We start from the raw sequence: 22,251 nt of genomic DNA, 5'->3' as shown, positions 1-22,251 counted from the left end.
TTATTCCTGTAGTTTTAGGACTGTGGACTAAAATTACTAACGTAGATGTCTAACATTGACTACTTTTGGGTAGCTTTGTCCATGTTTTTACGAGCGGTTATGGGTGAGGCAGTGGCAGTTCGGGCGATCGCTGCTATCCGTCTTCGGGTATCGCCTGTCTGTGTCCGGAAACAAGGAAAGCAGCCGCAGAATTGGAGAGCGCTTGCAGTCAACAGAAGCGGGCATTTGATGCGGAAGTACCGCCTAACCTATCATCAGAAAAATGGGTAGAAACCCCGTCCTTATAAAACGGATTTACAAAAATATACAAAACAAATCGATTGCCTTACAAAAGACCTGATACTATGTGAAGATGGAAAAAGCCTACCGCTACCGATTCTACCCAACCACCGAGCAAGAAAATATCTTGCGACGGACAATGGGTTGCACTCGGTTAGTGTACAACAAGGCTTTAGCCGCTCGCACGGAAGCCTGGTATGAGCGTCAAGAGAGGGTTGGATACAAAGAAACCTCCTCAATGCTAACAAATTGGAAACAAGAAGAAGAGCTTGATTTCCTGAACGAAGTTAGTTGTGTACCCCTTCAACAAGGACTTAGACACCTTCAAACAGCTTTTACCAACTTCTTTGGAGGACGAGCTAAATATCCTAATTTCAAGAAAAAGCACAGCGGCGGTAGCGCTGAATTTACTAGATCAGCTTTCCGTTGGAAAAATGGCCAACTGTTTCTCGCAAAGTGTAACGATCCGTTACCTATTCGCTGGAGCCAGCAAATTCCCGAAGGGTGCATCCCGTCTACTGTTACCGTAAAACTAACACCCGCTGGACGTTGGTATGTCTCCATACTCGTAAATGACTATACGATTAAACCGCTTCCTAAAACCGATAAAACTATCGGATTGGATGTAGGGATCGCTAGCCTGATTACCACCAGTAATGGCGACAAGATTGCTAATCCCAAACAATTCAAAAAACTTCGCAAAAAATTAAAAAGAAAGCAAAAAGCCCTAGCCAAAAAGCAAAAAGGAAGTAACAATCGATACAAGGCACAGTTGGAAGTGGCTAGAGTCCACTCACAAATAGTCGATATTCGCAAAGACTTCTTGCACAAGCTGACAACTCAAATTATTCGTGAAAACCAAACGATTGTAGTTGAGGATTTAGCTATCAAGAATATGGTGAAAAACCATAAATTAGCTCTTGCTATTAGTGACGCTAGTTGGGGTGAGTTGATTCGCCAACTAAGTTACAAGTGCGAGTGGTATGGGCGAGAGTTTGTAAAAATAGACCGCTGGTTTCCTAGTTCTAAACGCTGTGGAAACTGCGGTCACATTGTTGAAAAATTGCCGTTGAATGTTCGAGAATGGGAATGTCCTAAGTGTGGGATAAACCACGATCGCGATATTAACGCTGCAAAAAATATTTTGGCGGCTGGGCTAGCCGTTGCAGTCTGTGGAGCGACCGTAAGACCCGAACAGAGCAAGTCTGTTAGGGCGGGTGCTATGAAGCAGAAACCCGATCGGTGACGATTGGGAATCCCCGCTCATAAGAGGACGGGGTGGATGTCAAGGCAATAGAAGTCAACCGAAGGCAAAAGCAAAAGGTTAATTCAAAGTTGTCAGCAAATATTAGTCAATTATTGACGGACTCACATTCAGATTATTCTATCTATTGGCATAGCTGCCGCCTGACTTCAATCTTTTTTCAATAAAGTTTCTACTTAGCCGCATTCCCAGAGGTTCCGCCCTTGAATTCTCAGAAGTACAAAATTCAAGCACTGATTGCTGAGATTGATGAGGTACTCAGCAAGCCCGCACCCCGCTTGCCTTGGACGGGTTCGATCGATACTGTCCACCAGCGCCAACTTTTAGAGCGAGTTCGCACTTATCTGGTTTCCTCAGAGTCAAAGGTAGCTGCCCGCAAGGGGCCCGCCAGCCCAACTGTCCGCCCGGAACCAGTTCCAGTACCCAAAATGCCCCCGAGGATCGATCGCCCCTCAGCAACAGAGCAAATTATGCTTGCCGTCACTGAGGAAATCACCAACCTGCGATCGGGTTTGACGGGGCCGCTCCAAGAAGAAATAGTAGCTCTGCGACAAGAGCAACAAGCCCTCATTCAAGAAATCAAACAGCTAGAAGCAAAACGGCAGCAACAACAATCCCTAGCTCAGCAACAAGCAAACCAACAGCAAATCATTTCTGAATTCTTGCAGGTACTGACGGGGCGCTTGGAAGAAACCTTGGATCGCGATTTATCCCAAATTTTTGGTAGCCTAGAAAATCAATTATTACCAAGCACTGCTGCACAATCGCAGCAATCGGCTTTAAGCGCACAAACCTCAGAAGAACTCCCGCTGCTAACACCGGCTCAGAGATTGGAGCAAATGCAACGGTTCCAAGCTAGTGCTGACAGTCTGCTGATGAGGCTCGATTCTACGATGGGTATCGTGTTCGAGGCTTTGGAAGCAAATCTGCAAAGCTATCAAGCTTCCTTGTCCCAAGGACTTGAAAATATGCATGGTTTGAGCCAGCAGAGCGAGGCAATGTTCGCGACTTTTGTTAATCACTTGGTCGCACAGTTGGGACGAGAAGCCTCTTCCTACGTGCAGCAGCCGATCGCCCTGGCAAATGTCCAAACAGGTTCCCCAACCGCATCCGATCGCTCTGTTGCTACTGGCGGCTTCTCAAATACCAAGATCCACTCATCAGCCGATGCCGAAAGTGAAGAGCGCAGTGGCGAACTCCCAGAACAAGACAGATTGCCCTACGCCGGGACAGAAATTTCTTCGCAATTCGGAAAGTTGAGGCGCGATCGCGATCGCATTGAAACTCCTCTCTCGCTCCCGGATTTGGAAGATAATTTGTTCGGTTCTTCACCGGAAATCCCTCCACAGCCAACTCGCTTTTCGGGTGCTGATTCGGAAAATTTCTTAGCAGAAAATGACGAAAATGTTGAGGATTTGTACGCTAGTTTGTTCGCGGGAGAAACAGTCGCAGAACTAGAATTAGAACTGGAAGATTTCACGATCGAAAATACGGAAAGTGCTGCCGCGACAGAAGCGGTACTATCTCCATCAGTGGCAGAGCGTGAAACTACAGAACCCCTAAATTCTGCGGAAGATTTGTTTGCAAATCTACTGGATGAAGGCGAATCGCTGGAAGATGTTCTAGCAGATGAAGATTCAGAATTTGCAATCGGTAATTCTGTAGAGGCTCTAACTTTAGATACTGAAGATTTATTTGAACCGCAAGTTACAACAGTAGCTGAAGTTTCAGCACCGTCAGCCTTAAGTTCGATCGAGCCTCAACTTGAGTTGGACGATCGAGAAAATCTAGAAATGGCTCAAAACCTAGGCGAGCATTTCGACACTGCTGCTGTGCCGGGGCCGCGTCCTGAGCAGGGGCCCCCGACTGCGAGCGCGGGCGATCGAATTAGCTCGAACCAACCCAGGAACACCCGTGTACCCAGTGCCCGTGATGTTCAAACTGGAGATTTTGGAAGCTCGTCCCAAGGGCTCAACGATGTTTACATCCAAGCTTCGCCGGAGGAGGATTTGCTGCCGGTTGAGGCATTAGAAGATGACCTGGATCGAGCTCTCAAGTTGGATGTGAGTACGATGGAACTGTTGGAGGCAGACCTCTACAATCTCGAGGGTTCGGATAATAATGCTCCAAGGCGATCGACTTCAAGTGCTTCTAACAACTTGGATTTATTGGGGAGTTCCCCTGACGACGGTGCAGACAATCCCTTTGCGGAAGCGGCGGAGGAAGAACTCGGATCGCTGGAGGATTTGTTCTCCGATGAGTTGGAACTTTCATCTGAAGATGAACCCTTTGTTTTGGAGGATGAACTTGAGGATGATTTGTTTGCTGGTGAAGATGAATCGAATTTGACGCTAGACGAGATTTTGGCGAGTTTGAAGGATACCGATCCAGAAGTGGCCCAAACTCCGGAAACCGAGGAACTGCCGTCAAATCCTCCAAAAAGTCAAAAAAAAAACCTAATTTCCAGACAGAGTAAAGCCGGGGTTGTTGAGGAGATAACCGAATCTAGAGAGTTTGCTGTTGGGCAGCAGCAAGAGTCAGCGCTACATTCTGTTCCAGGTGCGATCGCCCCTTCATCCTCTCAATCCCAAAAACGCCCGAATTCTCTCTGGTATTTGGGCCTTGATTTTGGTTCCAGCGGGCTGTCGGCGGCTTTGCTCGATCGCGCCAGCGGCCAGTTGCACCCAATTTACTGGGAAACAGCCCAGGCTGAGGTTTCCGCAGCCAGCGCGAGCTTTCGGATTCCCTCAGTCGCGGCGATCGAGGAAACAGCCCCAACCGCCACCAGCGGCCCGCAGGTGACAGTCAAGTCAGTGGGATCCCCGCAGTTGGATTTGCGTGCGGGAGAATTTTTATTGCAAAATTTTAAATTGCCTTTAAAGGTGGGCATTCCTTATCAGCGGGCAACTGGTGGGATGTACGAACCGCTGTTGCAGTGGTCATCCGATCTGGCTGTGTCGATCGCCCTACCGCTGCACGCTGTGCGGGCGCTGCTGGCTACTTTGAATCGAAAGCACCAGGGGAAAAAATTTCGCACATCGCCGGAAGTTTTGGATTCTGCCAGCCCGGAGGCGAATTCTGCTCTATTGCCAATTTCCCATTTAATCTGTAAAGCTTCGGGACTGACGCCAGAAATTCTGGATGCGGCGCTGCAAGACTTGCAGGGCGTGATTTTGGGGACTCCAGCAAGCTGGTCTCAGGCCTATGGGTTTAACCTGCGGGAGGCTGTTTTGGGCGCGGATCTGGTGGCTTCGGGCGCGCAAATTTTTGTGGTTCCCGATGCGATCGCCACTTTGGTTGCTGCTGTAACTCCTATAAAAAATGCCACAGGAGTGCAATCTGCGGCAATGGATACTATTGAAAGCTCCCTTGCAGAAGCTGCACCGCTAACTGTCAATGCTTCCTCTTTTAGCGGGGGAACTTTGATTGTGAATGCGGGGGCTGCCACGGTGGAATTAGCTGTAGTTGAGTTGCAGGAAAATCTTCAAAATTTAACTCGTGCTGATTTTACTTGCCAAAGTTTTGATGCGGCTGGCAATGCTTTCGATCAAGATATTATTTGTCAGTTGTTGGCTAAGAATGAAACTTGGGGAATGTCGATCGATTTGCCGCGTCCAGGGCATCCAGATTTGCCGAGTCGCTATCAATTGCAGCAGCGGTTGCAAGGTTCAGATTTTGGTCTGCAATTGTTAGAGGCTGCAAGGCATTTGAAAGTTATTTTGCAACATCAAGAAAGTTGTGTTTTTGATATTGACCAGCAGCATTGGGATGTGAAGCGTCGAGATTTGGAAAGTTTAGTTTTAGTGCCTTTTGTACAGCAGTTGAATCGTGAATTGAATGCTTTGCTCAGCCGTGCGGGAATGTCGCCTGCCCGAATCAATCAGGCGATTTGTACTGGGGGCATGGGTGGTTGGCCTGCGATCGCCCGCTGGTTGCGGCAAAAGCTGCCGAATGCGATCGTGGTTCAAGATCGCGAATTGGAGAGCGATCGAGATATTTCGGAAATTTACAATTTCGCCTCAAATTCCGTATTTCAAAGCACAAACTCTTCAAAAAAAAGCGGTCAAGTTGCCTGCGGGTTGGCAAGTTTAGCTCTCTATCCTCAAATTTTGGATGTGCGACAGCAACAGTACAGCGACTTTTTTCTGCTGTGGGAATTAATGCAGGTTTTGGGTAAGAAAACTCTGAGCTTTGAGGAAATTTTGCAGTTGCTCGAACGCCAGGGCGTGAACACCCGCACCTGCGAGCCCCGAATTCTGGGGATTTTGGAAGGAAGATTGCCGGCGGGGCTTTTGCCAGAGGAGGAAGATTTCATGCTGCTAGCCGAGGAGTCGAGGCAAAATCCGGATTGGCAAGCAATTTTGGCGGAGCCGCTTTTCTTTGAAGATGTTTCGCGGGGTTATCGTTTGAATGTGGAACACGCCTCTGTTGTTCGCGAATATTTAGGCAAACTTGCCTCTAGCAGCCAGCAAAAATTGTTGGAGCCACTAACAATTGCTTGGGATATGTCCACGGATATCGATCGTTCAACAGTTGACAGTTGACAGTTGACCGAAGGAGAGCGAACTCTACCCTTAAGTCCGAGGATTGGAGTAATGAATAGTCTGATTTTAATTTCTCTCTCGAAGGCGGGCGGGCTTTCAACCGATTCTTTCTGGTAAACTGCAAAAAACCGGTTTTCTGAGGCGAATTATCCCTTTCTTCCCGAATATTGCTTATAAAAACCGGGTTTGTGGCGCTCAAAAACTCACTTTTTTTGTTGAATCTAGTTAATTTTACCTAAAATTTATACATTTTTAAAATAAATACACACAAACTTTATAAAAGAGTAGCAGCTTTTTAAAGATTGTGCAAAGCCCTGGAGTTCCTCTTCTCGCGATCGGGAGAGTCTCATAAGATAGACGTGAGATCATCTTGTTAAATCTTGAGACTAATCAGATGAAATTTGTGATGGGTGCTTCTAAATTATCAGTGTTATCAGAAATGCTTTCGTTATTTATTCCGAAACCTACTTACAGAGTTTGTGTATCAAAACAGCCACTTCACCGATCCGTAACAAGTAAGGTCAAGCGGTCGATCGATATTTTGGGCTCGTTGTTAGGACTGGCAATTGCTGTGGCGTTAGCCGTGCCGGTAGCGCTAGTGATGCTTTTGGACAGTCGGGGCCCGCTGCTGTACAGTCAGGTTCGCTGTGGCTTCAAAGGACGGCATTTCAGAATCTGGAAATTTCGATCGATGGTTGTAGGTGCAGAAAATCTCAAACACCTAGTTACCAACCAAGCCAAGGGTCACATTTTCAAGAATGATAATGACCCGCGAATTACCCCCATCGGTCGCTTTTTGCGGTGCACGAGCTTGGACGAGTTGCCTCAATTCTGGAACGTGCTAGTCGGGGACATGAGTTTGGTGGGAACTCGACCGCCAACTCCCGATGAGGTCGCAGGCTACGAGGACTTTCACTGGCAGCGTTTAAATGTCAAACCCGGTCTGACTGGGGAGTGGCAAGTCAACGGACGCTCTGGAGTTAAAGACTTTGACGATATTGTGCACATGGATCTAGACTATCAGCGCAAGTGGTCTGTTGTCTACGACATCAGCCTGATTTGCAAAACTATTTGGGTTGTATTGAATAAACACGGTGCGTGTTAATTGATTTAGTCGATCGGTTGTTTTGGGTTGTTTTTTGTGAGCTTCGATTAGATGAATATTAAGTTAAAAGCTGTTTTGCTCAAAGTTAAACAGCTACCAAAAAATGCTAAATTAAGGGCAAGCTTGTAAAAAGCTTGCCCTTAATTTTTTTACTATTCTTTTATTCCTTCATCTTTCTTCTTTCGGTCAACTGTCAGCCCAACGACCAGCTCTCTTCGACTGCGATCGGGGGCATCTCAGTTTTGCATTTACAGTGCGAGCTCTTAAGCTCGCGTGCTTGTATAAGCACGCGAGCGGGGACGCTCGCACTACCATAAAAAATGCTTCTTGCAAAACTGAGATGCTCCCTCTTCGACTGCGATCGGGGGGCAGGCTGTCAACTGTCAACTCTTCGACTGCGTTCTTCGGACAAGCTGTCAACTGTCAACTGTCAACTGTCAACTGTCAACTATTAACTGTCTTATGAATTTGCCTAATTTGATTACTTTTTCTCGCTTATTGGGAGTGCCGTTTCTGCTCTACGGTTTGTACGACCCAAGCGCGCAAAGCCGTTGGATTTGTACCGCGATTTTTGTGGTAGCGGCGGCTACTGATTGGCTGGACGGGTATTTGGCTAGAAAGCTGAACCAAATTACCGATTTGGGTAAGTTTCTCGACCCTTTGGTGGATAAATTGTTGGTACTCGCACCGCTTTTAGTATTGATTGAGTTGGGTAAAGTCCCGGCTTGGGCAGTGTTTTTAATTTTGGGGCGGGAGTTGACAATTGCGGGGTGGCGTGTTAATAAAACTACGATTTCGGGAGCTAATATTTGGGGCAAGTTGAAGACGGTGAGTCAGATTGTGGCGATCGCACTTTTAATCGCTCCCCTCTCCGAAGACTGGAACGTTCCGGCATTAATTGCGTTTTGGGTTTCTGTGGGTTTAACTTTAATTTCTGGCGCTATCTATCTCTGGCCGTCCAAGACTGCTGAGGAAAAGTAAGGATGAGCAAGTTATTGGTTTGAATACAAATTGGATATTCTAGCTAGCTAAGGTCGCAACGGGCGATCGAACTTTGCTGGAATGTACACAAAAACGTTTTTGACGAAGAATTCTGGATGCACTAATCTGCTATACAAGCACTTTGTGGTATGGCAAATTGCCATGCTTGAGATCGCACATTCCGCACCCGCTTAGGAATAGGCTCACACAGTATAATTACTGAGAATAATCCATCCTTACAGTAATAAATTATGCCTTTAAAAAAGTTTTTCATTACTTAACACGCGGTATAAAAGTATAATTTATAGCTTAATAGCTCTATAAAAACAAGTAAAAACCGAGGGCGCCCAATGTGGGAAGAGCCAATCTGTGGCGTTCTTGCGTCCATAATTGACCCAAAAATATCCTGGATTGCGATCGCCACAATTGAAACAGTAGTTGACTAGACTGGAATTGTATCTGCGGTTAACATATCAGTCAACCGCAGATGTAAGGCAGATCGACGCAGATGAACGCAGATCGTTCAAAGAAAAGCGAGCTAATGAATGCCATGCAAGTCTATTGAATGTTGGTGCGTCCATAACTGCTATTAATAGCGCTGCTAGGAAATACTCTATTGCAAATTAGCAAAAATAATGAACTTAGGAATTCGGGCTAAATTGTTGGCTAGCTTTGGAGCTTTGACGGCTTTACTCGCAGTAGTCGGATTTGTGGGTTGGCGGAATACTGTTGAATTAGCACAAGATGCGGAGAAAATGTACGCATATCAAGTTAAGGGGACGGTGGCTCTAGCCAACTCAGAGTCAGCTTTGTGGAAGCTGCGTTACGGCTTCCCACAGTTTCTAGTTTTACCATCCAAGCGATCGGACATTTTGACCGAAGAGCCACAATTATACAAAATAATTGACGATAACCTGCGAGAATATGCCAAAGGCGAACTCACCGCAGAAGAGCAAGTTGCTTTCCATAAGCTGCAAGATGCTTATCACAGGTATATTGCGGCCAGACCTAAGTGGTTTGAGTTGCAGCAAGCAGGTAAACTTAAGGAAGCAGCAGAGTATCGCGCAGCTACGACAACTCCTTTTGGTGCCGAAACAGTTGAGGCTTTTTCAGAACTAATCCAACTCCAGCGAAAAGTTGGCGAAACAAAACATCAGGAAATTGAAGCCAATATTCAGGGTTTGACAGTTTTGCTAGTCTGTACTCTGAGTTTTGCTTTGTTGTCCGCAGCAATCTTGACTGCGATCGTCAGCCGCGATATTGTTAACCCCATAGTGCAATCTGTCAAGAAGATTGCTTCTTCTTCCATGGAAATTACTGCCGCAGTCGAGCGACAAGAATACACGATATCTCAGCAAGCTAATGCTGTGAATCAAACTACTGCGACGATGAACGAGTTAAGTGTTGCATCGTCTTTGTCGGCCAAGCAAGCAGAAGCATCGGCAGTCTCGTCGCATCAAGCACTAACCCTAGCTGAGTCTGGAAATCAATCTGTAGAAAAGACGATGAAGGGAATAGTAACTCTGCAAGAAAAAGTAGACGCGATCGCCAAACAGATTACATACTTGAACGAAAATACTGTTAAAATTAGTGGGATTTCTGACCTGGTAGCCGATCTCGCTAACCAAACAAATATGTTAGCTCTTAATGCTGCTGTGGAAGCAGTCCGTGCTGGGGAAAACGGCAAGGGTTTTGCTGTTGTCGCGACAGAAATTCGGCGACTAGCTGATGAAAGTAAACAATCAGCCGATAAAATTAATGTTCTAGCTAAAGAAATTCAAGTTGCGATCGGCTACACGGTGATGGTAACGGATGAAGGTTCAAAAACCGCAGCACAAGGAATTACACAAGCTAGGGGGACAACAGAAATTTTTGCTGGTGTAGCAGAGGCGATAGACAAGGTATTTTTGAACAATCAACAAATTGCTCTAAATGCTAACCAACAGGCGATCGCAATTGAACAAGTGCTCGCAGCAATGAACCATGTTAATTTAGGAGCAACAGAAACTGCTACTAGCATTGCTCAAGTTAAAGTTTGTACGGAACTGCTCAACCAAACCGCAGCAGAACTAAATAAAATGGCTTAGTAGAAGGAAGAAGTAAAAAGCTGTAAGGTGCGGTTTAATTGTCAGGATAGCATATATAAAACTACCAAAAGGCTGGCTAAGGTATGTTGTTGCGCTTCAGCGCTCTTTCCGGATCTTAGGAAAGAGCGCGCTGAAGCGCAACAACGTACCTATGCAGCTTAATAATGACTCCCCGATTTCCGGTAGTGCACGGCTGTCACCCCGTCATTTTTCAACAAATGACCGCTTTCAACCGCCGCATAAACCACCCAGTGATCCCCGCATTCCATCCGACCGATCACTTCGCATTCGAGATAAGCTAAAGCATCAGTCAAAACTGGACAGCCGTTGCTAGCTTCTGTTGTTTCAACTCCGGCAAATCTGTCTTCTCCCGGAGCAAAGTTTTTCATGAAATACTTCCGCAACTGTCGCCCTTCTGCTAAGATGTTGAGCACAAATTTATCTCCGGCGTACATCAAAGCTTCGATCGATCGATCTTTAGCCACCGCAATCGTCAAACCCGGAGGGCTAAACGTGGCTTGCGACACCCACGAAGCCAACATCGCACTCGTGACATCCCCGCGCCGCGCCGACAGTACACACAGGGAACCTACCAATCTTCCTACAGCTTGTTCCGTGCGATCGCTCCCACCAGTCAACTGCGGTTTCGGCGCCCGCAATTTTTGCGACTTAATCAAGGCTTGAGCAAAATCCGTTCCCGCTTCTTTGCACTCGTGAATCGTCGCAGCCGTCGGCTTAAACTTGGCTCGAATCGGCTCAAATCCAATCCGATAGCCAGCATCTTTTAATTTTCCTTCCACTAAGTCGATCGCCTCGCCACTCCAGCCAAAAGAACCGAAAACCCCCGCTAATTTGCTTTTAGTTGCTGTAGACAACACAATTCCCAAAGCCGTTTGAATTTGCGTCGGTGCGTGTCCGGCTAGCGTCGGAGTACCGATGATAAATCCGGCACATTTCTCGATCGCCTCTTGAATTTCTCCCGGTTCGGCAAATTCGCAATTGATGCTTTCTACAGCAACACCGGCCTTCGTAATCCCTTTGGCGATCGCCTGCGCCAAAGTAGCAGTATTGCCGTAAGCCGAAGCATAAATCAAAGCAACTGTCAAGTCTTTTGAATTTTGTTGTTGGCTCCATTCCCGATACAAATTGCTCAATTCGTGGAGGCCGTAACGGACGATCGGCCCGTGACCGGGAGCGTAAAATGCTGTTGGCAAATCAGCTAATTTATCCATTGCTGTCAGCACTTGTTTCGCCTGAGATGCGTGCAGGGAATCGTAATAATAGCGCCGATCTTCGCTGTAAACGCTCCAGCCTTCATCAAATACTTGATCGCCGCAAACGTGAGAACCAAAAAATTTGTCAGTGAACACGATTCGAGTTTGCGGATCGTAGGTGCAAAGTTCATCAGGCCAGCGCGGAGTCGGAGTCGCCAGGAATTTTAATTTGTGACCTTTACCTAAATCAAGAGTTTCTTCACCCCGAACGATCATAATGTTTAACTCTTGTTCGGGAAAAGCCGATCGCAAACCAATAGCCGCCGGATTCGTACAAACAAAAGCTACTTGTGGAGCCAATTCTAACAAAGCTTTGATCGTGACGGATCTGTTAGCATTGAAATGCCCCAAAATTATGTAATCCAGCATTTTCAAGTCCACCCGTTTCTGCAAAGATTCCAGATAATTTTGGGTGAAAGATTCTCCCGGCGGGTCGAACAAAGCAGTTTTGTCAGCTTGAATGAGATAGCTGTTGGCTGTTGTCCCCCTTTGCAGGGAATATTCTACTTCAAATTTTAGTCTGTCCCAAGTGCGCGATCGCACTGCTGCGGTATCTGTGGCAATTGGGACAAACTGCACGTCGCGGGGTTTGGTATTAGATGCGAGTCTAGGAGTCAAAGTATTAGTCATTAATTGCACCTATCTATATTAAGTTTGCAAGGGGGAAACTGTTGATTTTGTGAATGAGATTTTTTTTATTAACCGCAGAGGACGCAGAGGACGCAGAGGGAGAAAGGAAGAAATACAGTAGCATCGTCCTGTGTTTAAATGTAGGGTGCGTCAGCAGATAGTTGATGATTAACTCGAATAAAACTTCGGCTGACGCACCTTACTAATACCTTTGGAGTGTGTTGACTCAGACAAGAAAGACAAAAAACTCGAGGGTTTAATTTCTCTCTTGCTTTTGACAACACTCAACAGTCAACTGACAACTGACAACCGTCAACTGTCAACTGTCAACTGTCAACTGTCAACTGACTAATAGTGATTGCCGACTTTGCGGTGGTGAACTGCCGGCAGTGCTTCGGGATTGGAGACGCGGCCGCTATCGACCGTAGCATATACGATATGATGATCCGAAAGTTCCATCCTGCTGACCACTTCGCATTCCATGTAGGCCAAAGCATCGGTCAAAATCGGAGAACCGTTGGTAGCAGGTTGAGTTTTAACTCCGGCAAATCGATCGGCACCTGGGGCAAAACGCTTCAAAAAGTGCTTCATCAAGCTTTGATAATTGCCTTCTTCCAGCACGTTGAGTACAAACTTATCACCCGCGTGCATCATCGATTCGATCGCCCGATCCTTCGCAACTGCTATAGTTAAACCCAGCGGTTTAAAGCTGGCTTGCGTCACCCAAGAAGCCAACATCGCACTGCTAACCTCGCCTTTTTGAGCAGTAATAATGTACAATCCGCCGCTGATGCGTCCCAAAGCTTTATCAACATCGCTATCCAGGGATTTCATCTGTTTGACAGCCTTGTCCCGCGACAGCCACTGTCCCAAGTCGGTACCGGCTTCGTCGCAAACTTGATAAATCGCTTCCGTCGGCGCTTCTTTAATCAAAATGTTGGGAAATGCTTCTTTCAAACCCAACTCTTTGAACTTGTTTCGCAGCGGATAAATCGATGCGTCATCGCCACCGCCGGATTCGCACAAACCGAAGGATTGTTTGTTGTTAGCTGCAACTAAAATTGTGTTAATAGCAGCTTCGGCATTCTCCGCAGCAGCGCCATTACTCGGTGGCGAACAAATCACAATCCCCGCAGCGCTACCGACAAGTTCCCGCACTTCCTGCAATTCGGCGGTTTTCAAGTCCATCATTTCTACGGCGACACCGGTTTTGGTAATCCCGTGGGCAATGGCTTGGGCGAGGCGATCGCTAAATCCGTAATCAGAAGTGTAAAATACCGCTACAGTGGTTTCTGCCTTAGCTTGTTCTTGGCTCCACTTTTTGTAACGTCCGGTAAGTTCCACCACATTGTACCTGAGCAGCGGCCCGTGACCGGTTGCCACCGTACCGATTTCTCCCAACTCGGCCATCCGCTTCATTGCACTCAGTACCGATCGAGCATTTGGAGCCATCAAACACTCATAATAAAAGTGATAATCCTCCTCAACCGCCGCTAAATCGTCATCATAGGTACTGTCAGAACAGTAGTGCATCCCGAAAGCATCGCAGGTGAACATCACCTGAGTTTTGCTGTCGTAGCTGAAAATAGTATCAGGCCAGTGCAAATTCGGCGCCGACACAAATTCGATAACGTGGCCGTTTCCTAAATCTAGTTTGTCCCCATTTTTGACTACAAGTCGCTCAAATGGCTGGTGTATCAGGTTTTCTAAAAATTGAATTGCTACCTTCGCCCCCACGACAATCGCCTGGGGTGCCAAAGCCAGCACATCTTTCACCAAACCGCTGTGGTCTGGTTCAGTGTGGCTGATAATTAGATAATCAATCTCTTTCGGGTCAATTTCCCCCTTCAGAGTGTCCATATATTGCTGGCGAAACTTCTCGTGCGAGGTATCTACGAGGGCTGTTTTTTCGCCGCGAATGATGAAAGAGTTGTAAGTTGTACCGTTTTTGAGCCCGAATTCGATGTCAAAACGGTCTCTATCCCAGTCCAGGCATCGAATTGCCGTTGTATCAGAGGCAATTTCGACCTTTTCCACCGTCAATCTGCGTTGGACTCGTTCAGTCAGGGCTACCATACTCTGCCTCCTTGTCTGTTATCCATTACCTTATTGTTTCCATTCTGACACGTTTCTTTTGTAAATCTTCATAAAATTTCTTATGATGCTGTTAAGTAACTTCAAAGTTATTAATGTTTGAGTTGGGCGATTCCCTACCCGATAGATTCGCTTCACGCCAGTTTTTGCACAAATCTACCGATCGGGTCTTGACAAAATTATGATTTTGCCGATCGAGCTAAAAAAAAATACACGCACCCGCGACCTCAGAAACCCGGTTTCTTCGTATATTTCTCGTTCCCAACAAAAAACTCGTAGAAACCGGGTTTCTAGCCGCTCATAGGGCGGCCCTGAAACTCTCCGAAGTGTTGTTACGTTGGGGCCAACGATCGAATTTTATTGTGGGAGTTCTCGGAGGAAATAATATGACAAATCTTATCCCTTCTGATTAGTAAGTGGTAACTCCACAATCAACTCAGTGCCTTCACCAACCTGACTGACGCACCGAATCCGGCCGCCGTGAGCTTGTACAATTACCTGATAGCATACCGAAAGTCCTAAGCCAGTACCTTTCCCCACAGGTTTAGTCGTAAAAAACGGATCGAAAATCTTGTCTTGAATCTGCGCCGGAATGCCACTTCCCGTATCGCGTACAGAGATTGTTACCCAGTCCGGCTCGCTTAGCCAACTGCGGATTGTTAATTCTCCGGGTTTGTCGGCTGAGTCGATCGCATCTAAGGCATTGTCAATCAAATTATAAAATACTTGGTTGATTTGACCGGCATGACATTTGACTGGGGGCAGATTTCCGTATTGCTTGTCAATTTTTATATTTGATTTTAGTTTATTTTGCAGCATCAATAAACTGCTTTCCAAACCTTCATGCAAATCCACAGCTTTAAATTCTGCGTGATCTAAGCGAGAAAAATTTCGCAGCGTCATCACGATCGCTCTAATCCTGCTGCTGCCTTCCCGCATCGAATTGAGCAGTTTGCCAAAGTCATCTCGAACGTAATCGAGTTCTAGTTCTTCATTGATTCTGACAATTGCCTCCGCTGCTTCTGGGCAGGCATTCCCGCACAATTCTAGAGCTTCGTTTAAGACTTTAAAATATTCTTGAGCGTGAAACAAGTTAGCGTGAATGAAATTGTTGGCATTGTTGATTTCGTGAGCAATTCCCGCTACCATTTGCCCCAAACCAGACATTTTTTCGCTTTGAATCAATTGCTGCTGCGCCGATCGCAATTCTTGGAGGGCTGCTTGCAATTGCTGGGTTTGAGCTTGAGATTTGACTGCCGCTTCTCGGACTTGGCTGTAAAGTTCTGCTTGCTGAATCGCGATCGCCATTTGGTCGGCTAGCTGCGACAGCAACTCCATTTCTTGGCGCTGCCAATTTCGCGTATCGCCGCACTCGTGAGCAATCAGCAAACCCCACAGTTTACCGGGAAATTTTACAGGAGAATTTATGTCTGTAGAAAGTGAATTGTCTGCGCTTTGGGATGTAACAATCGGTACGATCAGATTAGCTTTTACCTGCAAGCTGTCTAAAAAATCAACGTGACAAGGCTCTAAACCGGCCTGAAAAATATCATTAATTGCTTTGACTCGCCCTTGCTGGTAAAGATCGGCATAATTTCCCCTAAAACACTTATCTTCCCCCATATCTCCTAAAATGGAAGGCCAAGGAACTGTCATATCTTCAACGACAACTGTTCCTTGCCAGTTATCTTGAAACTGATAGATAATTACCCGATCGCACTGCAACCATTGGCGGACTTCTCTCACCGCTGTTTGCAGGATAGTTCCCAGATCCAGGGTACTGCGAATTTGGTTGCCAATCAGTCGCAGCAGAGATTCTCGTTCGGCTTGACGGCGGGTTTTGCTGTAGAGTTTGGCTTGATTGATCGCGATCGCCAATTGCGATGCTACCCCTTCTAACAGTTGCCGTTCCCAATCAGTCCATTCCCGTTCGCGATCGCACTGATGCAAGCCAATTATGCCATTCACTTCACCTTGATAGCGAGTAGCGACTGCCAGCATTGACTTAATTTCCAAAGTCTCGGCAATTTTTCGGGTTTGTGCATTTAACCCCGGAAAATCCAGAAACTTCGTCAATGCTAGCGACTCTTGTCCAGACACGACTGCGGCCAAGTGCGGGTTGTCAGTAATCGGTACTTTCATCCCCAGTTGTATGGGATAGTCTCCCGCGTTGTACTCTCCCCGCGTGACTAACGTTTTTTCTGTATTGGATTCTTTGACTAAAATACTCGCGCGGCTGCACTGTAGCGCTTGCCCCAGCAATCGGCACGCCGATGTTAAAATCTGTTCTATATCAAGGGTGCTGCGAATTTCGTTATTAATTTCGTTGAGCAAGTTTGATAGCTGAACTTGCTGCTGCATCTGCACGATGATGGCTTTTTGTTGGTCTACTTCCGGCAGCGAAAGACCTTCTTCTTGATTCCAGTTACCTGATTCAGGCAACCGCGCAGTCAGTCTCTGCCAGGGGGTTTCTTGTTGTTGTATTTTTAAAGACATATTTACTCAGCACTTGTACAGTATTTTGATAGACTCTGGTTGTTTACACATTTGCTTACCCCGCCAACAGCAGATCGTCGCTACCACGAATTTAGGACGATATTAAAACATTATAAATGATATATCCCGAGCATAGCAATTATTTGCTTTACAAATATTTATAAATAATAATTATGGTCAAGGAGCCGACAATACTAATGAGGCACGCGCCATCTTTTTCGTCAGATGTCAATTAGAGTTAACCGTCCCCCTAAGCGAATAAAATTAATCTAAAATCTATCTTTAGTGATAATGTTTGCGCGCGATCGATCGATGAACATGAAAAACTCAATTGCCGACAATTTTTGTCCGGGATCTGGCACTGACAACCCGATCGCTGGATTGACAGGTAAAAGCCTGGTTAAAATAGCTTTGGCGATCGGCAATTCGCGGTTGCACTGGGGATTATTTAAGGGCAGAACTTTGGAGAGAACATGGGATACTGAGCATCTCAAAACTGATGCTGTTTCCCGGCTCTGTGAGGCAGAAAAAGCGGAATATTTGGTGGAAACGGTGATGAGGTCGATCGAGCAAATATCAGCTCAAAATCTGCTTTGTCTTCCTGCTACTCCCGCTGTGTCTAGTCCTCACACACTTTCTGTAGTGCCGCCACCTTTAGTTTTGGCCTCAGTAGTTCCCCAGCAAACAGCAATTTGGCAGAGTTATCCTGAAGTCCGAATTATTACTTTAGACCAGTTACCGATCGGGGGACTCTATCCTAGCCTGGGGATTGACAGAGCTTTAGCTTTATTGGGTGCTGGCAACCAATTGGGTTGGCCAATTTTACTGATAGATGCTGGTACAGCTCTAACATTTACTGGGGCTAATGTCAATAGGTATTTAGTCGGGGGTGCCATCTTACCGGGTTTGGGTTTGCAGTTGTCCTCGTTAGGGAAAAAAACCGCTGCATTGCCCTCAGTAGGCTTACCAGAAAATTTGCCGCGTCGCTGGGCTACAGATACTGCTGGGGCAATTCAAAGCGGGGTTGTATATGCGGCGGTGGCAGGAGTTAGGGATTTTATTGAAGATTGGCGGAGATTGTTTCCGAATAGCAAAATTGCAGTCACGGGGGGCGATCGCATTTTGTTATTGAAATACCTCACCGCACTATTTCCCGATACGGCTTCCTCGGTAATTGACGCACCAGAGGCTATTTTTTGGGGAACCGTGGGATTTTAGATTTTAGATTTTAGATTTTAGATTGAGGGATTGGGGGATTGACCAATTGATTGAGATTTGATGTTGAAGAATTGGTAATGATTGATTCCGTACAGGTTGGGAACAGGGGCATACAGTTGTATTTTTTTTAATTCATATTAGTTTGTTAAATGTTGACGGCGACCAATTCTTTGCAATCAATCGGAATGGGAATAATAAGAACAGAAAAAATCTGCCTCAATCAACACAGTGTTAAACGCAGCAACTGGCTCTATTATGCAGGTTAATGTTTATTAGGCACGTTGTTGCGCTTAAGCGCTCTTGCATATTAGGCACGTTGTTGCGCTTAAGCGCTCTTGCATATTAGGCACGTTGTTGCGCTTAAGCGCTCTTGCATATAAAGAGCGCTCAAGCGCAACAACATACCTTTTTAAAAGGTGTACCAATGACCAATGACCAATGACTAATGACTAATGACCAATTATCAATTCATTTGGCAAACTGGCGAATATAGCGAGCAACAATATCCGGGACTTCCTGCGGCAAATTGATGTCTCCCGGACTGACAGATTCCAGTTCGGCATTAGGAGCCAGAGCGGCATAGGATTGACACAGAGACAAAGCTGCGGGGGTATCTTCAGAACCTTGCAAAACCAAAACAGGCGCTTTCAGCAAGGCCAAATTCTCATCAACTAACTCTGCTATAATTTCAGACCGCCGCCGCCCGAACAGCAACTGCACGGCAACTGGGGACTGCATCAACTGCTGTCTCAAGTTTAGCAGTCTGTCAATCTGCTTTTGACCCCCCAGCAACTTAGCAATTGGATAGATCGATCGCAACAACCAGTATGCCAACGGAGGTTGAGCTATCAGCCAGCTAGCCGTCTGCCACCGCCCCCCCTGGTTGCCAGCCTTGACGCCTTCTGGGGCTAACAACACTAAACCCTGAACTCGATCGGGATATTTGATGGCGTAGCTAGCAGCCACCCAGCCGCCCAAAGAGTCACCAATTAAATAAACCTCTTGCAGGTTCAAAGCATCGAGGTATTGGGCGAGACATTCTACTTCCAGATCGATCGAATAATTAACATTTGGGTGTTCCGAGTCGCCAAAGCCCAGCAAATCTGGTGCGAAGCATTGGAAGTCCGGGCTCAAAAGCTCGATCGTCCGCAGCCACTGACTGCCGTCGCCCCAAGAACCATGCAAAAATACTAAATTTGGGCCTCTGCCGACTTCGCGCCAGAAAATGTGTCCTAAAGAGAGTTTGACCCGAGAATTGCGTAACGGTGAGTACATCCGGTTTAATATTCAGCAATAAAAAGATTATTAAATTAATGTTCAGATATCATAAATTAAAGCATGGAAACATTAAAAATTAATTCCCTACTAATAAAAGGTAGCTTGTTAAGGTGAGGTAATTCCCAACGTTGCTCAAATGTAGATGCCCTGAGAATTTACGCTAAAGTTGTCAGGCCTTGAAAATAGTTCTGCAAGTGTTCGCCATTATCATGGCTAAGCTGGTCTTCCGGCAGCGCAGTCGGCAAAAAAGCCTCCACCTCGCTGATTTCAAGCGAATCCTGAACTTGCATCTTGCCCTGCACCTCTGCTTCCACCACGATACAAATCGAGTGCAAGCGAGGATCTCGATCGGCAGCCGAATAAACGCCCACCAAGCGACGAATTTTGACTAAATCGAGTCCTGTTTCCTCCGCCAATTCTCGGCGCACTGTTGTCGGAATATCCTCTCCCCAATCCACCATACCTCCCGGAAGTGCCCAGCGACCGTTGTCGCGGCGTCGAATTAACACTATTCGCCCGTCAGGTAACACAGGAATCACGGCGGTACCAGTGACGGGATGTCGAAAAATCAGACCCAGCACAGTCTGTACAAATTGCCACAATCTACGCATACACTCAAAAGCTTGTTTAGGGGAAAGTAATTTTAGACCTGCTATCTCGCAGATTTGGGGTCAGAATTATTATATTCTTCTTTCAGGCAAAATGTCCGGCAACTGTCCTAAAATCTCCGCTGCGTGAGATTCTGGTTTGACTTTGCGCCAAACATTTTCAATCCTACCATTAGGGTCGATCGCGAAGGTCGATCGAGTAATGCCCATAAATTCTTTGCCCATAAATTTTTTGAGTCCGTAACAACCGTAGGCGGTTGCCACTTCGGCGTTTGAGTCGCACAGCAAGGGAAAAGGCAGTTGATATTTAGCTGCAAACTTGGTGTGAGATTTTGCCCCGTCTGTACTGACACCGATCACTGCAATATTTCGCGACTCGTAGTCCGATCGCTAGAAATCGTTTTATTGGAGTAATTCCGAGTCAACGGGAGCAAATTAAAGCTCATAGCCATAGCCGTCACTCCTATGTACGAAAACTACATTGCTCATGGTTGAGAGACTTATTCTTGCGCCATCGATCAAAACCTCAAACCCTTTTGGAGTAGGTGTTTTAACTCTTGCCGTATAAGTTCCAGCTTGAGCTTTTTTCCGGTCTTTGCCGATAGTAAACCTGACTACATCACCTGCTGCAATGTGAGTAAAAACAGTTTTAGCGTTTTTCACTGCCGGAAATCCAGAAGCATTAACTCGAATGGATTGGCGGCTGCCATGACCTTTACAGGTAATCAATAGAGGTCGATCGGTGAGAACTCGAATGCTTGCCCCAGACTCGCCAACACAAGCAGCATCAAGGCTGTGAGTTTTTTCAAGACCTTGACGCACTCGGTTCATTTTCGTTCTTGCACCTGAGGAGCATTTCACGTTCTCGCAAATAGATTTAGCCATTTTCACTATTGCGTATCTGGTTGAATTGACCGCAGCCGCATCTTTTAACGGTTTTGTGGAATTCTCTAAAACTTGATTCAAAATGTCAGGTGATTTTGCCAAGAAATCGCGAACGTCCAAGTTACCTTTTTTGACATTACAGACATGACAAGCTAGAGTTAGATTTCCAATGCGGCTACTCCCCCCTTTCGACTTAGATTGAATATGCTCAACTTCTAGCGGTACGTTTTCTGTGCCACAGTAATCGCATTTTCTACCCCACTTTTGCAACAAGTATTCACGCACTTCGTATCCTTGTAATTCACCTTGTTGGTATTCAACTCCATCTATTTCTGGATTAGCTAACTTTTGCGTATCAAACCGAACTTGTTCAATTTCGATCCAGGCAATTGGACAATACCGCATAAAGCGTTTAATCCAAGTTTCAACTGTTAGCACTCTGTGTCGAATTGATGGAGCTAACCAACCCTCTGGCTTGGCACGATTCAATCGTTTCTTGCGATAGCGTAAATTGCGCGAACGTCTTCCACGTCTAAACCATGCTCGTTTAACTAAATCGAATTTGATTGATTCTCCTCGGTGATTTAGTTCTGCTCGAAACAAGATATTATCGCCACATTGAATGGCAAACCCTGTCCACTGACTACCTGGGTCAATCTTGAGGATGTATTCCTTTGTTTGGAGGCTTTCGATAGTTTGTTGCTGGATTACGACATAAGGGAATCTGCGAAAACTGGCAAGCTTCCCACGATTTTGTAATTCTCGGCATCTGCCGGGGTGAATCATATCTAACGGTTGCTTATCTCCGTTGATTTGAAATACCCAGTTCTGTTGTTTGGTTGGTTGCATTTCTGCTTCGCCTTTCGGGTGATGTTTGCTTTGAAAATGCTCCTGAGACTTGTCACTGGCAATAGTGTTTCACCTTCAAAAACTAGGCAATGTTCTATTTGCCAAACCGCTTAGAACTAGCGAATTCTATTGGGGTTTTGACCTCAGGTAGCGTAGATCTCAAGGATCTTATTCTGGTGTAGCAGGGTTTTTATCCCTGGGGTAAACTGGAAACTCCGATTTACTCCATTTCTTTGCTACTCGCGAAAGGCACAAGCTTCTTTGGTACAGCCGGGGGTGTTATCCCGAGGATAAAAATAAAGTACAACTCGTCGGCCTCGAAAATCTGCGAGGCCCACAAGTTGGCCGGCAGCGTCGGGCAGGCTGAAAACAGGGGCTACATCACCAGGATTTAGTGTCATTTGTGGTATTTTTGAACCTCCCCAGCGCTGAAGCAACGGGGATTCCTGCCCACCTAGAAAAGGCGACAGCGGGACATTCAAGTGTCCCTCTAGACCCTCAAGATCAACTATCCGAAGATGTTGCGATTGGGCTTACTTTTAGTATGTTTTGCTTGCTTGAGTCCATCACTTTTGCCAGTTAGGTACACTCCTCAATCTGCCTTTATTTGCCCTTTAAGTATTCTGGATCTCGCGCCAGATATCTCGGTTGCCGGGATT

Annotated in this window: 14 protein-coding genes and 2 pseudogenes; 8 read left to right on the top strand and 8 right to left on the bottom strand. The window is 46.2% G+C overall.

Going from position 1 to position 22,251, the window contains the following annotated elements:
* The first annotated feature begins 45 nt into the window (after window positions 1–45).
* The 7 genes from JGK16_RS17190 (at window position 46) to JGK16_RS17160 (ending at window position 10,260) form a co-directional block, all read left to right on the top strand.
* A complete protein-coding gene (locus tag JGK16_RS17190) occupies window positions 46–270 on the top strand; it encodes a hypothetical protein (protein ID WP_293203297.1) in 225 nt (74 codons plus the stop codon).
* A gap of 82 nt (window positions 271–352) precedes the next feature.
* Window positions 353–1,525 (top strand): RNA-guided endonuclease TnpB family protein, encoded by a 1,173-nt coding sequence (locus JGK16_RS17185; RefSeq protein ID WP_293191469.1) that lies wholly within the window; start codon window positions 353–355, stop codon window positions 1,523–1,525.
* 221 nt (window positions 1,526–1,746) lie between these two features.
* Complete coding sequence (locus tag JGK16_RS17180) at window positions 1,747–6,087, top strand: hypothetical protein (RefSeq protein ID WP_293191467.1); 4,341 nt, start codon at window positions 1,747–1,749, stop codon at window positions 6,085–6,087.
* Window positions 6,088–6,481: 394 nt separating this feature from the next.
* Window positions 6,482–7,192 (top strand): sugar transferase, encoded by a 711-nt coding sequence (locus tag JGK16_RS17175; protein WP_293191465.1) that lies wholly within the window; start codon window positions 6,482–6,484, stop codon window positions 7,190–7,192.
* Window positions 7,193–7,532: 340 nt separating this feature from the next.
* Complete coding sequence (locus JGK16_RS17170; protein ID WP_293203295.1) at window positions 7,533–7,658, top strand: hypothetical protein; 126 nt, start codon at window positions 7,533–7,535, stop codon at window positions 7,656–7,658.
* A complete protein-coding gene (gene pgsA, locus JGK16_RS17165; RefSeq protein ID WP_293185762.1) occupies window positions 7,655–8,173 on the top strand; it encodes a CDP-diacylglycerol--glycerol-3-phosphate 3-phosphatidyltransferase in 519 nt (172 codons plus the stop codon). Before JGK16_RS17170 ends, pgsA begins: the two co-directional genes overlap by 4 nt.
* Window positions 8,174–8,808: 635 nt before the next feature.
* Window positions 8,809–10,260: a methyl-accepting chemotaxis protein gene (locus JGK16_RS17160; protein ID WP_293191463.1), complete on the top strand. Its 1,452-nt coding sequence runs from the start codon at window positions 8,809–8,811 to the stop codon at window positions 10,258–10,260.
* Window positions 10,261–10,418: 158 nt separating this feature from the next.
* Here the strand turns inward: JGK16_RS17160 and JGK16_RS17155 are convergent, their stop codons facing one another.
* The 3 genes from JGK16_RS17155 to JGK16_RS17145 form a co-directional block, all read right to left on the bottom strand.
* Window positions 10,419–12,164 (bottom strand): diflavin flavoprotein, encoded by a 1,746-nt coding sequence (locus JGK16_RS17155; RefSeq protein ID WP_293185760.1) that lies wholly within the window; start codon window positions 12,162–12,164, stop codon window positions 10,419–10,421.
* Between the two features lie 348 nt (window positions 12,165–12,512).
* Window positions 12,513–14,240, bottom strand: coding sequence for a diflavin flavoprotein (locus JGK16_RS17150; protein WP_293185758.1), 1,728 nt, complete (start codon window positions 14,238–14,240; stop codon window positions 12,513–12,515).
* A 414-nt stretch (window positions 14,241–14,654) separates the two neighbouring features.
* Entirely contained in the window at window positions 14,655–16,754 is a 2,100-nt protein-coding gene (locus JGK16_RS17145) for a GAF domain-containing protein (protein WP_293191461.1), read from the bottom strand.
* A 291-nt stretch (window positions 16,755–17,045) separates the two neighbouring features.
* On the opposite strand from JGK16_RS17145, the gene JGK16_RS17140 reads away from it, so the two are divergent.
* The gene (locus JGK16_RS17140; protein WP_293203293.1) at window positions 17,046–17,972 is read left to right on the top strand and encodes a pantothenate kinase; all 927 of its coding nucleotides are present in this window, start codon (window positions 17,046–17,048) and stop codon (window positions 17,970–17,972) included.
* Window positions 17,973–18,440: 468 nt separating this feature from the next.
* Here JGK16_RS17140 and JGK16_RS17135 read toward each other — a convergent pair whose 3' ends face one another.
* The 5 genes and pseudogenes from JGK16_RS17135 to JGK16_RS17115 form a co-directional block, all read right to left on the bottom strand.
* Window positions 18,441–19,247 (bottom strand): alpha/beta hydrolase, encoded by an 807-nt coding sequence (locus tag JGK16_RS17135; protein ID WP_293185754.1) that lies wholly within the window; start codon window positions 19,245–19,247, stop codon window positions 18,441–18,443.
* Window positions 19,248–19,405: 158 nt separating this feature from the next.
* Window positions 19,406–19,861: an NUDIX hydrolase gene (locus JGK16_RS17130; RefSeq protein WP_293185753.1), complete on the bottom strand. Its 456-nt coding sequence runs from the start codon at window positions 19,859–19,861 to the stop codon at window positions 19,406–19,408.
* 69 nt (window positions 19,862–19,930) lie between these two features.
* Window positions 19,931–20,230: pseudogene (locus JGK16_RS17125) on the bottom strand (peroxiredoxin); the annotation flags it as partial.
* Window positions 20,231–20,293: 63 nt separating this feature from the next.
* Window positions 20,294–21,592, bottom strand: coding sequence for an RNA-guided endonuclease IscB (gene iscB, locus JGK16_RS17120; protein WP_293191459.1), 1,299 nt, complete (start codon window positions 21,590–21,592; stop codon window positions 20,294–20,296).
* 239 nt (window positions 21,593–21,831) lie between these two features.
* A pseudogene (locus JGK16_RS17115) lies at window positions 21,832–21,993 on the bottom strand (redoxin domain-containing protein); the annotation flags it as partial.
* Between the last annotated feature and the right edge of the window lie 258 nt (window positions 21,994–22,251).

This window comes from Microcoleus sp. PH2017_09_SFU_O_A, assembly GCF_020738625.1.
In the GTDB taxonomy this organism is placed as follows: domain Bacteria; phylum Cyanobacteriota; class Cyanobacteriia; order Cyanobacteriales; family Microcoleaceae; genus Microcoleus.
The sequence above is the reverse complement of the archived record's forward strand: the minus strand, read 5'-3'. Positions and strand labels throughout refer to the sequence as shown.